This window comes from Burkholderia sp. MSMB1835, from assembly GCF_001526365.1.
In the GTDB taxonomy this organism is placed as follows: Bacteria; Pseudomonadota; Gammaproteobacteria; order Burkholderiales; family Burkholderiaceae; genus Burkholderia.
The window spans coordinates 32,761-50,092 of sequence record NZ_LOYP01000005.1; the positions used below are offsets into that span (position 1 = coordinate 32,761).

Genomic DNA, 17,332 nt, shown 5'->3' on the forward strand with positions numbered 1-17,332 from the left:
TAGCAGCGTCGGCGCAAGCCTGCATCCCGGCCGGGCGCGCCGTGTGCCGTCACGGCTTGCCGTGTCGCGCCAGGAACCGGTCGAGCTGCGACGCAAACGCCTTGCCGTCGCGCGCGCTGAACGGCGCCGGCCCGCCCGTGTCGATGCCCGCGCTGCGCAACTGGTCCATCATCGCGCGCGTCGACAGGCGTTCCTCGATGTTCTCGCGGCTGAACCAGTTGCCGCGCGGGTCGAGCGCGTGCGCGCCCTTGTCGAGCACGGCGGCGGCCAGCGGGATGTCGGCCGTGATCACGAGGTCGCCGGGTTCGGTCAGCTCGACGATGCGCGCATCGGCCACGTCGAAGCCGGCCGGCACCTGCACGGCCTTGATGAACGGCGACGGCGGCGTGCGCAGAAACTGGTTCGCGACCAGCGTCACGCAGATCTCGGCGCGACGCGCGGCGCGAAACAGCATGTCCTTGATGACGGCGGGACACGCGTCGGCATCGACCAGTACTTGCATGGTGGAGGTTTCCGGTGGGCAGAAGCAGAAGCGGCGATCATAGCGCACCGCCGGCCGGCCATCGGCCGGCGAGATCGGTGCGAAGCGCGTCGGCCGTCACCCACTGCGCGCCCCAGGCCGCGGCGAGCCGCGCACCCTGCCCGATCCGCACGGCCGCATCGTCGAAGTCGACGAACACGACGTGATCGGCCGCCGCGGGTCTGGCCGGCGTGTCGCACGTGCGCCCGTCGGACAGCACCCACAGCCAGCGCGCTTTGCCCGGCGCGCGCCGCGCCGCGCGGGCGAGCAACTGCGCGGCGGCCGCGATGCCGTCCGCGAGCGGCGTGCCGCCGCCGCCGTCGACCGGCGCGAGCCAGCGCGCATTCCACCAGCGCGGCACGGCCGGGCCGAAGCGCCGCGCGGCGCCGTTGCCGCCGAAGCAGACCAGCGCGGTTTCGACACGTGCGCGCGCGGCCTGATCGAAATACGCGACGATCAGCCCCTTCGCGAGCGCGAGCCGTTCGTGCGACAGCATCGACGCCGAACAGTCGAGCACGAAGCAATGCAGCGCGTGCGGCGTGCCCGCGCGCTTCCCGTAGCGCAGATGATCGCGATGCAGCGGGCCGCCGCGTTTCGCGGCGAGCGTCGCCGGCCAGGCGACGGCCGTGCCGGCGCGCACCGTGCCCGGCACGCGCGCGGCGGCGCCTGACTGCCATCGAGGACCGCGAAGCGCGTTCGCGGCGGCGCCGGCTCGATGGCTCAGCGTTTTTTTAGCGGCAGCGGCACCACGCTTTTCACGTCGCGCAGCCCGGCCGGTTCGGGCGGCAGGTAGCCCCAGTCGCCCTGCGATGCCGACGCGCCGGCCTCCGTGTCGCCCATTTCGCGCGGTCGGTCGTCGGGCCGCCGGCGCGGGTCCGGCGGCGCACGACCGTCGCGTTCGCCATCGTGCTGCGGCGACGGGTGCGACGACTGCTGCGATGGCGGCGGCCCCGCATGGCGTCGGTGCCGCAGCACGGCCTCGGCCACGCGCTCCACGTGCGACACCGCCACCGCTGCGGCCCGTTCCAGCGCGGCCAGCGCACGTGCGGCGCGCAGCATCACGAGATCGGCACGCAACCCGTCGACGGCCGCGTCGATGCACAGCGCGCTGACGCGCGCATGGACCGCATCGTCGAAATCCAGCGCCGGCAGCCGGGCGCGCGCCGCGCGAATCCGGTCCGCGAGTTCCCGTTGAGCGGAAGCGTGACGCGCGCGAAACGCGTCCGGATCGAGATCGAACGCGAGTCGCGCCTTCACGATCCGCTCACGCTGGGCGGCGTCGAAACAGTTCTCCAGTTCGACCATCAGCCCGAAGCGGTCGAGCAACTGCGGGCGCAACTCGCCCTCCTCGAGATTCATCGTGCCGACCAGCACGAAGCGCGCGTCGTGCGCGTGCGACACGCCATCGCGCTCGACGATGTTCACGCCGCTCGCGGCGACGTCGAGCAGCGTATCGACGAGCCCGTCGGCGAGCAGGTTCACTTCGTCGACATACAGCACGCCGAGATGCGCGCGAGCCAGCAGGCCCGGCCGGAAGCGCACGCCGTTTTCGGCCAGCGCATGCGCGAGATCGAGCGTGCCCGTCACCTGCTCGTCGCTCGCCGACAACGGCAGCGTGACGAACTGCCCTTCCGGCAACAGCTCCGCGAGGCCGCGCGCGGCCGTCGATTTCGCGGTGCCGCGCGGCCCGCTGACGAGCACGCCGCCGAGCGACGGATCGATCGCGGCAAGCAGCAGTGCCTGCTGCAACGCGTCCTGCGCGACGAGCGCCGCAAACGGAAAAACCGCGCGGGCGCGGTGCGTCGTCGGATCGGTCATCGCCGCCCCCCTTCCTGAAGTTGTTCGCTCGCGAGCCAGACCGCTTCGATCCGCTCGCGATAGTCGCCCGGCTGCTGCCACAGGCCGCGCTGCATCGCCTCGACGAAGCGTTCGCAGATCCCGTGCAGCGCCTTCGGGTTGTGCCGTTCGAGGAACGCGCGGGTGGCGTCGTCGAACAGGTACGCGTCGGCGACGAGCGCGTACTGGTGATCGGACAGCACGCGTGCGGTCGCGTCATAGCCGTACAGGTAGTCGACGGTCGCGGCCAGCTCGGCCGCGCCCTTGTAGCCGTGACGCTTCACGCCGTCGAGCCATTTCGGGTTGACGACGCGCGAGCGGATCACGCGCGCGATTTCCTCGCGCAGCGTGCGCATCTTCGGCGCGACGGGGTTCGCATGGTCACCGTGGTAGATGCTCGGCTGTTGCCCGGACAGGTGCCGCACCGCCGCCGTCATCCCGCCCTGGAACTGGTAGTAGTCGTTCGAATCGAGGATGTCGTGCTCGCGACTGTCCTGGTTCTGCACGACGACGTCGATCGTCGCCAGCCGTTCGCCGAACACGTCGGCCGCCGCGTCGCCCGCGCTGTTCTGCGCGTACGCGTGGCCGCCCCATCGACGGTAGGCGTCCGCGAGATCGGCGTCGGTCTGCCAGCGGCGCTGGTCGATCAGGTCCTGCAGGCCCGCGCCGTAGCTGCCCGGCCGCGCGCCGAACACGCGCCAGCCGGCGCGGCGCCGCGCTTCGTCGGGCGCCACGCCCTGCGCGATCCATGCCGCGCGTTCGCGCTCGATGCGCGCGCGGATCGGGTTCAGCGCCTCGGGCTCGTCGAGCGCGGCGACGGCCTGCACGGCCGCGTCGAACAGGTGCATCAGGTTCGGGAACGCGTCGCGGAAGAAACCCGACACGCGCAGCGTCACGTCGATGCGCGGCCGGTCGAAGATCTCGATCGGCAGGATCTCGAAGTCGGTCACGCGATGGCTGCCGTGCGCCCATTTCGGCCGCACGCCGATCAGCGCGAATGCCTGCGCGATGTCGTCGCCGCCGGTGCGCATCGTGGCCGTCCCCCACACCGACAGCCCGATCGCGCGCGGATAGTCGCCGTGATCCTGCAGATGGCGCTCGATCAGTTGCTGCGCGGATTTCAGGCCGAGCGACCACGCGGCCTGCGTCGGCACCGCGCGCGTATCGACCGAGTAAAAGTTGCGGCCCGTGGGCAGCACGTCGGGACGGCCGCGCGACGGCGAGCCGCTCGGCCCCGGCGGCACGAAACGGCCGTCGAGCCCGCGCAGCAGTTGACGCATTTCCTCGCCGCCGCAGGCGTCGAGCGCGGGCAACAGCATCGTGCGCACGCGTTCGATCACCGCAAGCGTATGCGGCCATGCGCCGGGCGGCGGAATGGCGATGCCGGGATCCTCGAAAGATTCGGTTCGGCACACGGCGTCGAGCCAATGCTGCGCAAGCCGTTCGAGCCGCTCGCGCGTATCGCCCGCATGACGCCACGGCGACGCGTCGAGCGACTGCAGGACGGTGGGCCGCGGCCCCGTCCACGGCGCGGCCCAGTCGGCCGCGAGCGGATCGAAAGCGTCGCCGAGCGCGAGATCGCGCGCGAGCGCGCCGATCAGCCCGGCGCGTTCGCCCTTGCCGTCGCCGACCGGAAAGCGCGCGAGCGCGAGCAGCGTGTCGCGCCGCTGGCGCTCGACCGGCGATGCGCCGAACACGTGCAGCCCGTCGCGAATCTGCGCTTCCTTCAACTCGCACAGCCATGCATCGACCCGCGTGAGCAGTGCATCCTCGTCGCCCGCGTCGCGCGGCGGCGACACGCTCAGCTCGTCGTGCAGCCGATGCTCGGCGATCGTCGCGAGGATCGACTTGCGCAACAGCTTCGCGCGCCGCGCATCGACCATCAACGCTTCGTAGTATTCGTCGACCTGCCGTTCGAGATCCTGCAGCGGGCCGTAGTTTTCCGCGCGCGTGAGCGGCGGCATCAGGTGATCGACGATCACGGCCTGTGCGCGGCGCTTCGCCTGGCTGCCCTCGCCCGGATCGTTGACGATGAACGGATACAGGTGCGGCAGCGGTCCGAGCGTCAGGTCGGGCCAGCACGCGTCGGACAGCGCGACGCTCTTGCCCGGCAGCCATTCGAGATTGCCGTGCTTGCCGAGATGGATGACCGCGTCGACGCGATACGCATCGCGCAGCCAGAAATAGAACGCGAGATACGCATGCGGCGGCACGAGCTCCGCATCGTGGTAGCTCGCGTAATCGTGGTCGTCGCGCGAGCGCGACGGCTGGATGCCGACGAACACGTTGCCCGCGCGCCAACCGGCGATCGTGAAACGCCCTTGCCGCAGCGTCGGGTCGGCTTCGGGCGGCCCCCAGCGCGCGTTCAGCGCGTCGCGCACGGCCGCCGGCAGCCGCGCGAAATGCGCGACGTAGTCGGCCAGCGGGAAGCTCTGGAACGCCGGTCGCAGCGCGTGCACGGCCGCGTCATTGGTCACGCCTTCGGTGAGCCGCGCGATCAGCGCGTCGCCGTCGGCCGGCAGGTCGGCCACCGTATAGCCCGCGTCGCGCAACGCCGCGAGCACGCGCAGCGCGGAGGCCGGCGTGTCGAGCCCGACGCCGTTGCCGATGCGCCCTTCGCTTTGCGGATAGTTCGCGAGAATCAGCGCGATGCGCTTGTCGCCATTGTCCAGCGTGCGCAGCCGGCACCAGCCGCGCGCGAGCGCCGCGACGAACGCGATCCGCTCGGCATCCGGCTGGTAGCGCACGACGTCGACCTCGGTATGCGGGCAGCGATACGCGAGCCCCTTGAAGCTCACCGCGCGTGTGACGATGCGCCCGTCGACTTCGGGCAGCGCGATATGCATCGCGATGTCGCGTGCGTGCAGGCCCTGGTTGTCGGCCACCCACGCGTCGCGATTGCCGCCCGACAGGATCACCTGCAGCACCGGCGCGTCGCCGGCGAGCACGTCGTGCGCGGGGCTGTCGATCGCGCCGGCCGCGAACGCGGTGGTATTCAGCACGAGCGCGACGTCGTGCGTATCGCAGAGTTGCGTGATGACCTCGCGGCTCACCGCATCCTTCAGCGACGTCACCGCGATCGGCAGCGGGTTCAGCCCCTCGTCGAGCAGTGCGTCGGCCAGCGCGTCGAACACGGCCGTGTTCGCGGCCTGCCAGTGCGCGCGATAGAACAGGATCGCGACGCCCGGCGCGCCGGGCGTCCAGCGCGGCCGCCAGTCGTCGACGCTCGCGCGGTCGCGCGCCGGGTGATACAGCGCGGCGGCGGGCAGCGGCCGCGGCAATTCGGGCTCGTCGCCGAACCCGAGCGTGTGAAACGCGATGCTGCGCAGCAGCGCGTCGGCGTTGTGCACGCCGCCTTCGCGCAGATAGCGCCACCATAGCCGGCACAGGTCGGCCCCGACCGTGCTCTTCGCGACGAGATTCGGGTCCTCCTGCAGGTCGCCAGAGAACATCGCGAGCCGTTGCCCGCGCTTCGACGCGAGCGACACGGCCTGCTCGATCCCGTACGGCCAGTACGCTTCGCCGCCGAGATGATCGATCACGACCGTCTTCGCGTGACGCAGCACGTCGTCGACGTAGAAATCGACCGACGCCGGCTGCCGCAGGAACGTGACGTTCGCGAGCCGCACGCTCGGGAACCCGGCCGGCAAGTGCGGCACGACGCTCGCGAGCAACGACAGCGTCGTGTCGGCCGAACTCAGGATCACGATGTCGGCCGGCTGCTGGTCGATCCGGACGACGCCCTGCGTATCGTCGACGAAGCCGCCCGGCGTGGTGCGCAGCAGATGCATCGTGCGTTACGCCTGTTGCGGCTCGGCCGCGCACGCGGCGTCGAACGCGCGTTGCAGCGCGGCCGCGTCGAGATCCTCGCCGATCAGCACGAAGCGGCTCGCGCGCGTTTCGCCGTCCTGCCAGCGGCGGTCGAAATAGCTGTCGAAGCGGCGGCCGACGCCCTGGATCACGAGCCGCATCGGCGCGCCGGGCAGCGCGGCGAAGCCTTTCGCGCGATAGATCGTGTGCGCTTCGACCACGCGCTGCAGCGCGGCGATCGTCGCTTCGCGCGTGCCGGCGTCGCCCGACACCACCACCGAATCGAAATCGTCGTGATGGTGATCGTGATCGCCGTCGTCGGCCGCACCGTGATGGTCGTGACGCAGGTGAATCGTTTCTTCCGATGCCGATTCGAGGCCGAGCAGCAGCGCGAGGTCGAGCTCGCCGCGCGTCGCGCGCACGATCTTCACCTGCGACGGGATCTCGTCGCGGATCGCGGTTTCGATCCGCGCGAATTCGGCGTCGTCGACGAGGTCGGCCTTGTTCACGATCACGAGATCGGCGGACGACAGTTGATCGGCGAACAGTTCGTGCAGCGGCGACTCGTGGTCGAGATTCGGATCGGCGCGGCGCTGTGCGTCGACGGCCTGCGGGTTTTCCGCGAACTGGCCGCTCGCGGCGGCCGGCCCGTCGACGACGGTCACGACCGCGTCGACCGTGAAGCTGTTGCGGATCGTCGGCCAGTTGAACGCCTGCACGAGCGGCTTCGGCAGCGCGAGGCCCGACGTCTCGATCAGCACGTGGTCGATGTCCGCGCGGCGCTCGACGAGCGCTTCCATCACCGGATAGAACTCTTCCTGCACGGTGCAGCACAGGCAACCGTTCGCGAGTTCGTACAACTGGCCCGATGCCTCGCCCTGAGCATCGTCGCAGCCGATGCCGCAGCCCTTGAGGATTTCGCCGTCGATGCCGAGCTCGCCGAATTCGTTGACGATCACCGCGATGCGGCGGCCTTTGGCGTGCTGCAGGATATGGCGCATCAGCGTCGTCTTGCCGCTGCCGAGAAAGCCCGTGACGATCGTGACGGGAAGCTTGCGTAGGGTCATGGTAGGTCCTGTGACGGGAATGGAATCAGGCCGGGGGCGTCGCGTCGGTGGCGGCGCGGCCATTCACGGGACGGGACGCGGGAAGATCGCCGCGCGGTCCGGCCGGACAGCCGCAGGACGGGCGGAACAACGAATCGGGCATGGTGCTTCCTTGCGAACGGTCGACATCGTGAATGCCAACACGGCTGCCGCCGGCCCCGCCCCGCGCCGCCTGCCGTTCGCCGCGGCGGCCGCTCGCGTGCGCGCGGCGGCAGATGGACGAAGGAAGCGTCGAACACCGGGCGTCGGGCCTACTGCGGCCGTGGACGATGCGCCGCCTCCCCGCGGCGCTGAACCCCAACGTTTAGGCCGGTATCCGGGCTGACGAACACGCCGCTTCGCCTTCCCGGATACGCGCGGCATCCAGTGGCGGTCGTCCGCATGCGCGGGGCATGCGGCGAAGCGGCGCTGCATCGCGCTGCGCGCGACGCGTTCGCTTACCGTTGCGGGGGCAGCACAGGTTGGCTCGACTGCGGCGCAGGCAGGCTCCCTGTTTCCCGTTTAACTGCGCGCGCCGGAGCGGCGCGCGCGAGCACCAAAACGCGTGCGAGTGTAGGCGGCGGTGCGGGGAGCGTCAAGGCGAGCGGTCGGCGGCAAACGCGAATGATTGTCGTTTTCAACTTCGTAAGATAAACTTCGCCCGATAACGAAGCCAACCATCACGCAACGGCCATGTGAGGCAATCACTCAGTCATCCTTAAATTTCCATGTCGAAACGACAGATATCCGGGCGGCGGTTTCCTGTGCTGGCCCTGTCGCTGTGCTCGATCGCCTGCGTTGCTCCCTGCCCTGCCCCGGCGGCCGAGTTCGACGACGAGCTGCCCGCGCTCGAGGTGCGCAGCCGACGCCATCCGAACGATCCGCGCGCCGAAAGCGTGAGCACGGCGACCCGCACCGCGAGCGATCCGCGCGACGTACCGCAAACCATCGACAGCGTCCCGGTCGAGGAAACGCTGTCCTATGGCGGCCGCACGCTTGCCGACGCGCTGGCCGGCGTGCCAGGTGTTTCCAATACGTCGGATACGCGCTTCGATGCGTTCCGCATCCGCGGCTTTTCCGCCGCGGGCGACCTGCTGCTCGACGGCATGCGAGACGACGCGCAATACGTGCGCAGTCTCGGCAATATCGAACGCGTCGAAGTGCTGAAGGGACCGGCCGCGGCGCTGTACGGGCGCGGCAGCGGCGGCGGCATCATCAACCGGATCACCAAGCAGCCGTTGCCGGAAAACTTCGGACATGTCTCGGCGGCGACCGGAAGTTACGGACGGCTCGGCGCATCGGTCGATCTCAACCGGATGCTGTCGAGCGCATGGAGCATGCGGCTCAATGCGGGCCGCGAACACGCAGGCAGCTTCCGCGACCACGTCGACGGCACGCGTCAGTACGTCGCGCCGTCGATCAAATGGCAGGACGCACGGCGAAGCTGGCTGCTGCAGTTCGAATACGACACGTACCAACGCGTGCCCGATCGCGGCATGCCGGCGCCGGTCGCCGCGATCGACGCGGCCGGCAGGCCGATCGCGTTCTCGCTGCCGTCCGCGCCGCGCGCAACCTTCTTCGGCGCGGCGGACCGCGACACCGTCCGCGACAAGAACATGAACGGGCGCTCGGTCTTCACGTACGTGCTCGACGACGACTGGACACTGCGCCATACGCTGGGCGTGCTGGATTTGCGCAGCACCTTCGACAATACCTACGTCACGCAAAGCTACGTCGCGAAGCCGCGCGACTACCGGCGCGTGCAACGTGCGCGCTATCTGCAGGACATGACGCATCTCAACGTGCAGACCGGCGTCGAGCTGAGCGGCAAAGTCGCGACCGGCCTCGGCTTGCATCACCTGCTGTTCGGCATCGAATACGGCTGGCAGAAACGCAGCCCGACGCTCTGGCAGGCCGACGCGGCTCCGGTCCCGATCACCGGGCCGGATCGTCTCGCGCCGGCCGGCGCGGCGCCGCGCCCGTATGCGATGAACCGCCATCGCGTCAGCGACTACGCGATCTTTGCGCAGGATCGCATCGACCTCGGGCGAGCGTGGAAACTGCTCGGCGGCCTGCGCGCGGAACGCTTCGACGTCGATTCGACCAACGTGCTGAACGCTTTGCATGCGCGGCGCACGACGACGGCATGGAGCCCGCGACTCGGCGTCGTGTGGTCACCGGTTGGCGCGCACAGCGTGTATGCGTCGTACAGCAAGAGCTTCGCGCCGGTCGGCGGCGACCTGATCGGCATCACGCCGGACGCGCGCGGCAACGCCAACGATCTCGGCCCGCAATACAACCGCCAGTACGAGATCGGCGTGAAAAGCGACTGGCGCGATGGCGCGCTGAGCACGACGCTCGCACTGTTTCAGCTCGATCTGTACAACCGCCGCGTCGCCGATCCGGTTCGGCCCGGGTTCTTCGACCTCAACGGCCTCGAGCGCAATCGCGGCCTGGAACTGGGCGTCGCCGGCCGGCTCGCGGGCGACTGGTTCGTTCGCGGCGGCATCGGCTGGCAACACGCACGGGTGGTCGACGCCGAGCCGAAGTACGCGGGCAAGCGGTCGGCGGGTGTGTCCGGGTCGAACGGCAGCCTGTTCGTCGGCCATGCGCCGCTGCGCGGATTTTTCGCCGAACTCGGGCTGGTGTACGAAGGGGCGCGTTACGCCGATCGCGACAACCTGCTCGAACTGCCCGCATACGTCCGCTGGGACGGCAAGGCCGGATATCGCACGCGCGACCTCGAGGTGACGCTGGCGGCCGTCAACCTGACCGATCGCGACTATTACGCGAATGCGACGGGCCTCGCGCAGATCATGCCCGGTTCGCCACGCACGTTCACGCTGACGGCGGCGTACAAGTTCTGACCTCGCGGGCCGCGCCGACGCCTCGCGCGACCGGTCCGCCGGGCGGCTCGCGCATGGCACGCCTGTGCTATCGTATGCGCCGCGTTCGGTGCTCGCATGCGCATTCCGCGCATGCAGTTAAACGGGAAACAGGAGGCGGATGTCCGCCCGGCCTGTGCTGTCCCCGCAACGGTACGCCGCCCGCGCAACGCGCTTTCCCGCGCGTGCGCCCAGACCGCCCGCGATGCCACTGCCCTTCGACCGGGCGGGAAGGCTGCGGTCTGGCAAGCGGCCAGCCCGGATACCGGCCGACGCAAGGGGCGAGCGCGATGCTCGCCGAACGCCCGGTCCGCGGGGGACGGATGGGGTGCGCATTCCACCCGCGTTCGCGCGGGTTTCGCCCGATCCGTCATGCACTGCCTGCCCGCCGGCCGCCGATGTGCCGCCCGCCTTCCCTGTTCCACTGTGTCGACACGGTGCGCGCCGTGCCGCGCGCGATGAGCCGCGCATGGCTCGTCGGCGCGGGCCCCGGCGACGCCGACCTGCTGACGCTCCGAGCGGTGCGCGCGATCGGCGCGGCCGACGTGCTGCTCGTCGACGATCTCGTGAACCCCGACGTGCTGCGCCATGCGCGCGCCGACGCGCTGATCGAGCACGTCGGCAAGCGTGGCGGCCATGCGTCGACGCCGCAGGCGGCGATCGTCGCCGCGCTGCTCGCACACCTGCGCGCGGGCCGCAGCGTCGCGCGGCTCAAGGGCGGCGATCCGTTCGTGTTCGGCCGCGGCGGCGAGGAACTGGTCGCGCTCGGTGCGGCGGGCTTTCCGGTGGAAGTCGTCAACGGCGTCACCGCGGGTATCGCCGCGCCGGCCGCGCTCGGCATCCCGGTCACGCACCGTGGCGACGCGCAGGGCGTGATCTTCGTCACCGGCCACGGCGCGGGAGCCGACGAGCCCGACTGGCGCGCGCTCGCGGCCACGCGCATGACGATCGTGATCTACATGGGCATCCGTCGCCTCGACGCAATTGCCGCGGCGCTGCGCGACGGCGGCCTGCCCGGCGATACGCCGTGCGCGGCGATCGAGAACGCCACGCGCCCCGAACAGCGCCACCTGCTCGCGACGCTCGATACGCTCGTCGAGCGTGTCGGTGCGGCCGGTATCGGTTCGCCGGCGATCGTCGTGATCGGCCGCGTCGCGGCGCTCGCCGACGATCCGGCGGTGCGTGCGGCGCTCGGCGGCTGCGCATGATGCGCGTCGCGCTCGGCGTCGGCTTTCGCGCGGGCGTCACGGCCGCGCAACTCGACGCCGCGATCCGCGCCGCGCTCGCGCGCTACCCGGCCGCCGAACCGGCGCTCGTCGCGACGCTCGCCGACAAGGCACGCGCCCGGGCGCTGCGCACACTGTGCGCACGCCGTGGCTGGCCGCTCGTCGCGTTCGATGCGACGCAACTCGCGAGCCGCCCGGAACTGGCCGCGAGCGGCCCGTCCGGCGCCGCGCTGACGCGCTTCGGCATCGCGGGCGTGGCCGAGCCGTGCGCGCAGCTCGCCGCGCCGCACGGCCGGCTGCTCGGCCCCAAATCCATCCGGGACGGCGTGACGGTCGCGCTCGCCGGCCCGCTCTGAACCCGTTGTTTCGCTTTCGACAGGACGATTCCCGATGAAGACCGATTCCGAATCCCATCAGCGGATGGCCGAACGCCGCCGCGCCGGCCACGAGAAGAAGCAGGCCGCCGCCACGCAGGAAAAGGGCCTGCTGATCGTTCACACCGGCAACGGCAAGGGCAAGAGCACGGCCGCGTTCGGGATGGCCGTGCGCGTGCTCGGCCACGGCATGCGGCTCGGCGTCGTGCAGTTCATCAAGGGGGCGCTGCACACGTCCGAGCGCGACTTCCTCGGCGCGGTCGCGCAATGCGATTTCGTGACGATGGGCGACGGCTATACGTGGAACACGCAGAACCGCGACGCCGATATCGCGACCGCGCGCAAGGGCTGGGACGAGGCGCGCCGGATGATCGACAGCGGCGACTACCGGATGGTGATCCTCGACGAGCTGAACACCGTGCTGAAGTACGAATACCTGCCGCTCGACGAAGTGCTCGCGACGCTCGTCGCGCGTCCGGAGTCGGTGCACGTCGTCGTCACCGGGCGGCACGCGCCCGATGCGCTGATCGATGCGGCCGATCTCGTCACCGAAATGCGGCTCGTCAAGCATCCGTACAAGGAGCAAGGCGTGAAGGCGCAGCGCGGCGTGGAGTTCTGAGCATGCCGGCCTGCCCCGCGCTGTTCGTCAGCGCACCCGCGTCGGGCCAGGGCAAGACGTCGGTGACGGCCGGCCTCGCGCGGCTGCACCGCCGGCGCGGCCGCCGCGTGCGCGTGTTCAAGACCGGCCCCGATTTTCTCGATCCGATGCTGCTCGAACGCGCGAGCGGCGCGAGCGTGCATGCGCTCGACCTCGGAATGGTCGGCGAGGCCGGCTGCCGCGCCCTGCTCGCCGAAGCCGCGCGCGACGCGGACCTGATCCTGATCGAAGGCGTGATGGGGCTGTTCGACGGCACGCCGAGCAGTGCCGATCTCGCGGCCGCGTTCGGCGTGCCGGTCGTCGCGGTGATTTCGGCGAAGGCGATGGCGCAGACGTTCGCGGCGATCGCGTTCGGGCTCGCGCGGTTCCGGCCGGGGCTGCCGTTTCACGGCGTGCTGGCCAATCGCGTCGGCTCGGCCCGGCACGCGCAATTGCTGCAACAGGCGTTGCCCGACGCGTTGCGCTGGCTCGGACACGTGCCGGCCGATGCGGGCATCGCGCTGCCGGAGCGACATCTCGGCCTGCATCGGCCGGCCGATATCGACGATCTCGACGCGCGGCTCGATCGCGCGGCCGACGTGCTCGCGCAGACGGCGCTGGCCGACTTGCCGCCGGCCGTCGCGTTCGCGGAACCGGACGCGGCCGCGCCGCTGCCGCGTGCGCTGGCCGGCAAGCGGATCGCGGTGGCGCGCGATGCGGCGTTCTCGTTCATCTATCCGGCCAATCTCGCGCTGCTGGATGCGCTCGGTGCGACGCTGCGATTCTTCTCGCCGCTCGCCGACGAACCCGTGCCCGACGATTGCGATGCGCTGTTTTTGCCGGGCGGCTATCCGGAACTGCATGCGGCGACGCTTGCCGGGAACGCCGCGACTGCGCGGACGATTCGCGCGCATGCGGCAGCCGGCCGGCCGATCGTCGCGGAATGCGGGGGAATGGTTTACCTGTGCGAATCGCTGACCGATGCGGATGGCTCGGCGACGCCGATGCTCGGCCTGCTGCCGGGGCATGCGACGATGCAGCGCCGGTTCGCGGCGCTCGGCATGCAGCAGCTCGATACGCGCACCGGGCCGATGCGCGGTCATACGTTCCACTATTCGCGGCTCGCGACGCCGCTGGAACCGGTCGCGCACGCCGCGCGCCCCGACGGCGCGCAGGACAGCGGCGAAGCCGTCTACCGGAGCGGCGCGATCGTCGCGACGTACATGCACATGTACTGGCCGTCGAATCCGGATGCAGTCGTGGCGTTGTTCAGCGGGGACGCGTTCTAGACCGATCGATACCGCGCCTGCATCGACGTGGCGCAATGCCTGTCGGTATCGAGCGCCGCTTTGCAGTGGTTACGGCATCCGACGTGCGCGGCTACGGATGCCGTTCGATGTCCATCCGTGGGTGCAGGACACGGATGACGTCGATGGTTTCATCCGTTTCGCGATAGAACCGGTGCCGCGTGCCTCGCCTCCTCCGTCACACCAGAAACGCCTCGGTCAGCTTGACCCAGTACGACGCACCGGTCGGCAGCGCCGCATCGTTGAAGTCGTAGCCGGGGTTGTGCACCATGCAGCCGCCCTCCCCGTCGCCGTTGCCGATGATCAGGTAGCAGCCCGGCCGTTTCTCGAGCAGAAACGCGAAATCCTCGCTGCCGGTGAGCGGCACCATCCCGTCGATCAGGTTGGCTTCGCCGACCCATTCGCGAGCGACGCCGCGCGCGAACGCCGTCATCTCCGTATCGTTCACGAGCACCGGGTAGCGGCGCTGGTAGTCGATCGTCGCGGTCGCGCCAAACACGGCCACCTGCGCATGCACGACCTCGTTGATGCGCGTTTCGAGCAGGTCGCGCACCTCGGGCTTCAGCGCACGCACCGACAGGCGCATCTGCGCGCGATCGGGAATCACGTTCGGCGCCTCGCCCGCATGGATCGCGCCGACCGTGACGATCGCCATGTCGAGCGGCGACACGTTGCGCGACACGATCGTCTGCAGCGCCAGCACGATCTGCGCGCATACGACGACCGGATCGATCGCCCGATGCGGCACTGCGCCGTGACCGCCGCGACCCTGCACGTCGATGACGACGGTATCCGACGACGCCATGAACGCCCCCGGCAGGAAACCGAATTTGCCGGTCGGGAAGCCCGGCATGTTGTGCATCGCGAAGATCGCGTCACAGGGGAATTGCTCGAACAGCCCTTCGTCGAGCATCTTCTTCGCGCCGCCGAGCCCTTCCTCGGCCGGCTGGAAAATCAGGTTCAGCGTGCCCGAGAAGCGGCGTTCGCGCGCGAGGTGCTTCGCGGCCGCCAGCAGCATCGCCGTGTGGCCGTCGTGGCCGCATGCGTGCATCTTGCCCGCGATCGTGCTCTGGTACGGCAGGCCCGTCGCTTCGTGGATCGGCAGCGCGTCCATGTCGGCGCGCAGGCCGAGGCGTTGCTTGCCGTTGCCCACTTTCAACTGGGCGACGACGCCGGTGCCGCCGAGCCCGCGATGCACGGTGTAGCCCCACGACTGCAATTGCTCGGCGACGAGATCGCTTGTCGCGAATTCCTCGAAACCCAGTTCGGGATGGGCGTGGATGCGGTGCCGAATTTCGATCATTTCGTCGGCGAGGCCGGCGGGGATCACGCTGTGCGTCACGGTGTCGTCTCCTGATGGGCGATGGGGAACATGCAGGCAACGATAGTCGATTCGACAGCAACCGGGCAGACGGAAAGTCGTCGCGGTAGCAACTGATGGTTGCTAGATGAAAATACGGCTCACGGCACGTGGTGACCGGCCATCCGGACGACTGCCGCGGCCGATCCGGTCGTGTGACACTACACGCTCTGTCGCGAATTCTCGTGCAAGAGGGGTGGTCGTGGTCATTTATGCACCTGAAATACTGCCTTTACCTCAAAGGCTTACGAGATTATGTTCACTCTTTGACGCTTGTACATTTTTTGTGTACGCTGATAAAAAAGTGAACAAGCGATCCTCGTTGATGCCCAAGAACGCCCCCCTCCCGATGTCGGAACAACAGGTGCTCGACGAAGCGTGCGCCGCGTTCGGCCGCGTCACCCCGCGCTTCAACGCGCGGCCCGTGCGCGTGCCGGCAGCGTACCGCGCGCGCGCCGACGCGATGATTCGCTTCGACGTGGCCGGACAGGTCGTGGAGATGCCGGTCGCCGTGAGCCTTCGTGTCGAATCGCTGGCGGGCGCGCTCGCGGAATTGCGTCGCCGCGGTGAGGCCGCACACGTGTCCGGCGAGCGGCCGCTGATGCTGGTCGCGCCCTACCTTTCCGGCGAACTGGCCGGGGGCTTGATCGACCAGGGCATCCCGTTTCTCGACACCGCCGGCAACGTATGCCTGATCCAGCCGGAAGCGACCGTCATGATCGCGGGCCGGCCCAAACCTGCTCGCACGCCGCGCCGGCAGGCATCGCGCGCGACCACGCCGAAGGGGCTGGCCGTGATGTTCGCGCTTGCGACGCAGCCGGGCCTCGTCGCGCAGCCGTATCGGGGGATCGCCGCCGCGTCGGGCGTCGCGCTCGGCACGGTCGATCTCGCGATGGACGATCTGATCGCGCGCGGCCTCGTCGGGCAACGCCGCAACGGCGAGCGTCTGATTCCCGACTGGCCGCGCTTCGTACAGGAATGGGTCGCGCTGTACCCGAGCCGCTTGCGTGCGAAGCTGCCGAGTCGCCGGTTTGCCGGCCTCGCGCCCGACTGGTGGCGCGGCTTCGATTTCGCGGCCTTCGATGCACAACTCGGTGGCGAGCCGGCAGCCGATTTGCTGACGCACGATCTGAAGCCGGCCGCGATCACCGTCTATACGCACGGCGCCGTGCCGAACGGCCTGCTGCTGCAGGGCCGCCTGCGTCCGGATGCGCACGGCGACGTCGAAATCCTCGAAGCGTTCTGGCCGCGCTCGCCGGCACTCGACTGGCGCGAGCAAGAGGTGCCGCTCGTGCCGCCGCTTTTGATCTATGCGGATCTCGTCTCGTCCGGAGACAGCCGCAATCTTGCCGCAGCCGAACACATCCATGACCGATACCTCGCCCACCCGCCCGCTTGAAATCGATGCGAGCCGCCCGCTCGAGCCGGCGGCGGTGGCGCTGCTGCAGTCGGTTGGCGCGGCCTGCGCGCAACTCGACGCGGCATTCGTCGTGGCCGGCGCGACCGCACGCGACATCCTGATGTGGCATGTCCACGGCATCCGGCCGGTGCGCGCGACGCGGGACGTCGACGTCGCGGTGTGCGCGGTCAGTTGGCCGTTTCATGCACGGCTCGTCGATACGCTCGTCGCGACCGGGCAATTCGCCCGCGCGCCGAAGCATCGGCAAAAACTGCTGTTCGACAGCGGGATGCAGGGTTTTCGCACGGAACTCGACCTGGTGCCGTTCGGGCCGCTCGAAGCGCCGCCCGGCGAAATCGCATGGCCGCCCGGCGGCGACTTCGTGCTGAACGTGCTGGGTTTTCAGGAGGCGGTCGATACCGCGCTGACCGTGTCGATCGGCGCCGGCATCACGGTGCCGGTGGCGAGCCTGCCGGCGCTCGCGCTGCTGAAGCTGCTCGCGTGGAAGGACCGGCGCGCGCGCCAGAACAGCGACGCGTACGACCTGCTGTTCCTGCTCACGCATTTTCACGATGCGGGCAACCGCGAGCGCATCTGGGACGTCGCGCCCGACCTGCTCGAACGACATGGCTTTCAGCCGGAGCTGGCGGCAGCGGCGCTGCTCGCGCGTGACGCGAAGCGCACCGCGTCGCCGCACACGTACGATGCGATCCGCGCGCTGTTGTCCGACGACGCGACTTACGCGACGCTCGGGCAGGATCTGCAGGCCCGCGCGTTCGCGCTGTTGCCGGGTGAATTCAATGACGATGCCGACCGGTATCTCGATGCATTCCGCGCTGGCTTCCTCGCGGATCCGCCCGTTGGTCGGGCATGACGGGCTGCCGCGCGACCGC

General features: G+C 69.8%; 13 protein-coding genes and 2 riboswitches. Of the genes, 7 read left to right on the plus strand and 6 right to left on the minus strand.

Annotated features, from left to right (window positions below):
* Positions 1-49: 49 nt before the first annotated feature.
* From WS96_RS03390 to cobW, 5 genes are all read right to left on the minus strand, one after another.
* Positions 50-502 carry a YaiI/YqxD family protein gene (locus WS96_RS03390; RefSeq protein WP_059830672.1) on the minus strand — a complete coding sequence of 151 codons (453 nt, stop codon included), beginning with the start codon at positions 500-502 and terminating at the stop codon, positions 50-52.
* A 37-nt stretch (positions 503-539) separates the two neighbouring features.
* Positions 540-1,172 carry a vWA domain-containing protein gene (locus WS96_RS03395; protein WP_059830674.1) on the minus strand — a complete coding sequence of 211 codons (633 nt, stop codon included), beginning with the start codon at positions 1,170-1,172 and terminating at the stop codon, positions 540-542.
* Positions 1,173-1,240: 68 nt separating this feature from the next.
* The gene (locus tag WS96_RS03400) at positions 1,241-2,338 is read right to left on the minus strand and encodes an ATP-binding protein (RefSeq protein WP_059830675.1); all 1,098 of its coding nucleotides are present in this window, start codon (positions 2,336-2,338) and stop codon (positions 1,241-1,243) included.
* Positions 2,335-6,147, minus strand: coding sequence for a cobaltochelatase subunit CobN (gene cobN, locus WS96_RS03405; RefSeq protein ID WP_059830677.1), 3,813 nt, complete (start codon positions 6,145-6,147; stop codon positions 2,335-2,337). Before cobN ends, WS96_RS03400 begins: the two co-directional genes overlap by 4 nt.
* 6 nt (positions 6,148-6,153) lie before the next feature.
* Positions 6,154-7,233 (minus strand): cobalamin biosynthesis protein CobW, encoded by a 1,080-nt coding sequence (cobW, locus tag WS96_RS03410; protein ID WP_059830679.1) that lies wholly within the window; start codon positions 7,231-7,233, stop codon positions 6,154-6,156.
* 329 nt (positions 7,234-7,562) lie between these two features.
* Positions 7,563-7,827: riboswitch (cobalamin riboswitch) on the minus strand.
* A gap of 152 nt (positions 7,828-7,979) precedes the next feature.
* Between cobW and WS96_RS03415 the strand changes: the two genes are divergently transcribed.
* The 5 genes from WS96_RS03415 (at position 7,980) to WS96_RS03435 (ending at position 13,662) form a co-directional block, all read left to right on the plus strand.
* Positions 7,980-10,118 (plus strand): TonB-dependent receptor, encoded by a 2,139-nt coding sequence (locus WS96_RS03415; RefSeq protein ID WP_059830680.1) that lies wholly within the window; start codon positions 7,980-7,982, stop codon positions 10,116-10,118.
* Positions 10,119-10,186: 68 nt separating this feature from the next.
* Positions 10,187-10,424, plus strand: a riboswitch (cobalamin riboswitch).
* 110 nt (positions 10,425-10,534) lie between these two features.
* Positions 10,535-11,344 carry a uroporphyrinogen-III C-methyltransferase gene (gene cobA, locus WS96_RS03420; protein WP_179949912.1) on the plus strand — a complete coding sequence of 270 codons (810 nt, stop codon included), beginning with the start codon at positions 10,535-10,537 and terminating at the stop codon, positions 11,342-11,344.
* Positions 11,341-11,718, plus strand: a complete 378-nt coding sequence (locus WS96_RS03425) for a cobalamin biosynthesis protein (protein ID WP_059830682.1) — start codon at positions 11,341-11,343, stop codon at positions 11,716-11,718. The genes cobA and WS96_RS03425 overlap by 4 nt, the downstream gene beginning before the upstream one ends.
* A gap of 34 nt (positions 11,719-11,752) precedes the next feature.
* Positions 11,753-12,355 (plus strand): cob(I)yrinic acid a,c-diamide adenosyltransferase, encoded by a 603-nt coding sequence (cobO, locus tag WS96_RS03430; RefSeq protein WP_059830683.1) that lies wholly within the window; start codon positions 11,753-11,755, stop codon positions 12,353-12,355.
* A gap of 2 nt (positions 12,356-12,357) precedes the next feature.
* Positions 12,358-13,662 (plus strand): cobyrinate a,c-diamide synthase, encoded by a 1,305-nt coding sequence (locus WS96_RS03435; RefSeq protein WP_059830685.1) that lies wholly within the window; start codon positions 12,358-12,360, stop codon positions 13,660-13,662.
* Positions 13,663-13,858: 196 nt separating this feature from the next.
* On the opposite strand, the gene WS96_RS03440 is transcribed toward WS96_RS03435, so the two are convergent.
* A complete protein-coding gene (locus WS96_RS03440) occupies positions 13,859-15,022 on the minus strand; it encodes a M20 aminoacylase family protein (RefSeq protein WP_059830687.1) in 1,164 nt (387 codons plus the stop codon).
* Positions 15,023-15,365: 343 nt separating this feature from the next.
* Between WS96_RS03440 and WS96_RS03445 the strand changes: the two genes are divergently transcribed.
* Positions 15,366-16,439: a type IV toxin-antitoxin system AbiEi family antitoxin gene (locus tag WS96_RS03445; RefSeq protein ID WP_059830905.1), complete on the plus strand. Its 1,074-nt coding sequence runs from the start codon at positions 15,366-15,368 to the stop codon at positions 16,437-16,439.
* Positions 16,408-17,313, plus strand: coding sequence for a nucleotidyl transferase AbiEii/AbiGii toxin family protein (locus WS96_RS03450; RefSeq protein WP_059830689.1), 906 nt, complete (start codon positions 16,408-16,410; stop codon positions 17,311-17,313). The genes WS96_RS03445 and WS96_RS03450 overlap by 32 nt, the downstream gene beginning before the upstream one ends.
* The last annotated feature ends 19 nt before the right edge of the window (positions 17,314-17,332 follow it).

Excerpts from the sequence above, each read along its gene's own strand:
- WS96_RS03435 (WP_059830685.1), top strand. The coding sequence starts at position 12,358 with ATGCCGGCCTGCCCCGCGCTGTTCGTCAGCGCACCCGCGTCGGGCCAG.
- WS96_RS03425 (WP_059830682.1), top strand. The coding sequence starts at position 11,341 with ATGATGCGCGTCGCGCTCGGCGTCGGCTTTCGCGCGGGCGTCACGGCC.
- WS96_RS03445 (WP_059830905.1), top strand. The coding sequence starts at position 15,366 with ATGCCCAAGAACGCCCCCCTCCCGATGTCGGAACAACAGGTGCTCGAC.
- WS96_RS03390 (WP_059830672.1), bottom strand. The coding sequence starts at position 502 with ATGCAAGTACTGGTCGATGCCGACGCGTGTCCCGCCGTCATCAAGGAC.
- WS96_RS03400 (WP_059830675.1), bottom strand. The coding sequence starts at position 2,338 with ATGACCGATCCGACGACGCACCGCGCCCGCGCGGTTTTTCCGTTTGCG.
- WS96_RS03450 (WP_059830689.1), top strand. The coding sequence starts at position 16,408 with ATGACCGATACCTCGCCCACCCGCCCGCTTGAAATCGATGCGAGCCGC.
- cobW (WP_059830679.1), bottom strand. The coding sequence starts at position 7,233 with ATGACCCTACGCAAGCTTCCCGTCACGATCGTCACGGGCTTTCTCGGC.
- cobN (WP_059830677.1), bottom strand. The coding sequence starts at position 6,147 with ATGCATCTGCTGCGCACCACGCCGGGCGGCTTCGTCGACGATACGCAG.
- cobO (WP_059830683.1), top strand. The coding sequence starts at position 11,753 with ATGAAGACCGATTCCGAATCCCATCAGCGGATGGCCGAACGCCGCCGC.
- WS96_RS03415 (WP_059830680.1), top strand. The coding sequence starts at position 7,980 with ATGTCGAAACGACAGATATCCGGGCGGCGGTTTCCTGTGCTGGCCCTG.
- cobA (WP_179949912.1), top strand. The coding sequence starts at position 10,535 with ATGTGCCGCCCGCCTTCCCTGTTCCACTGTGTCGACACGGTGCGCGCC.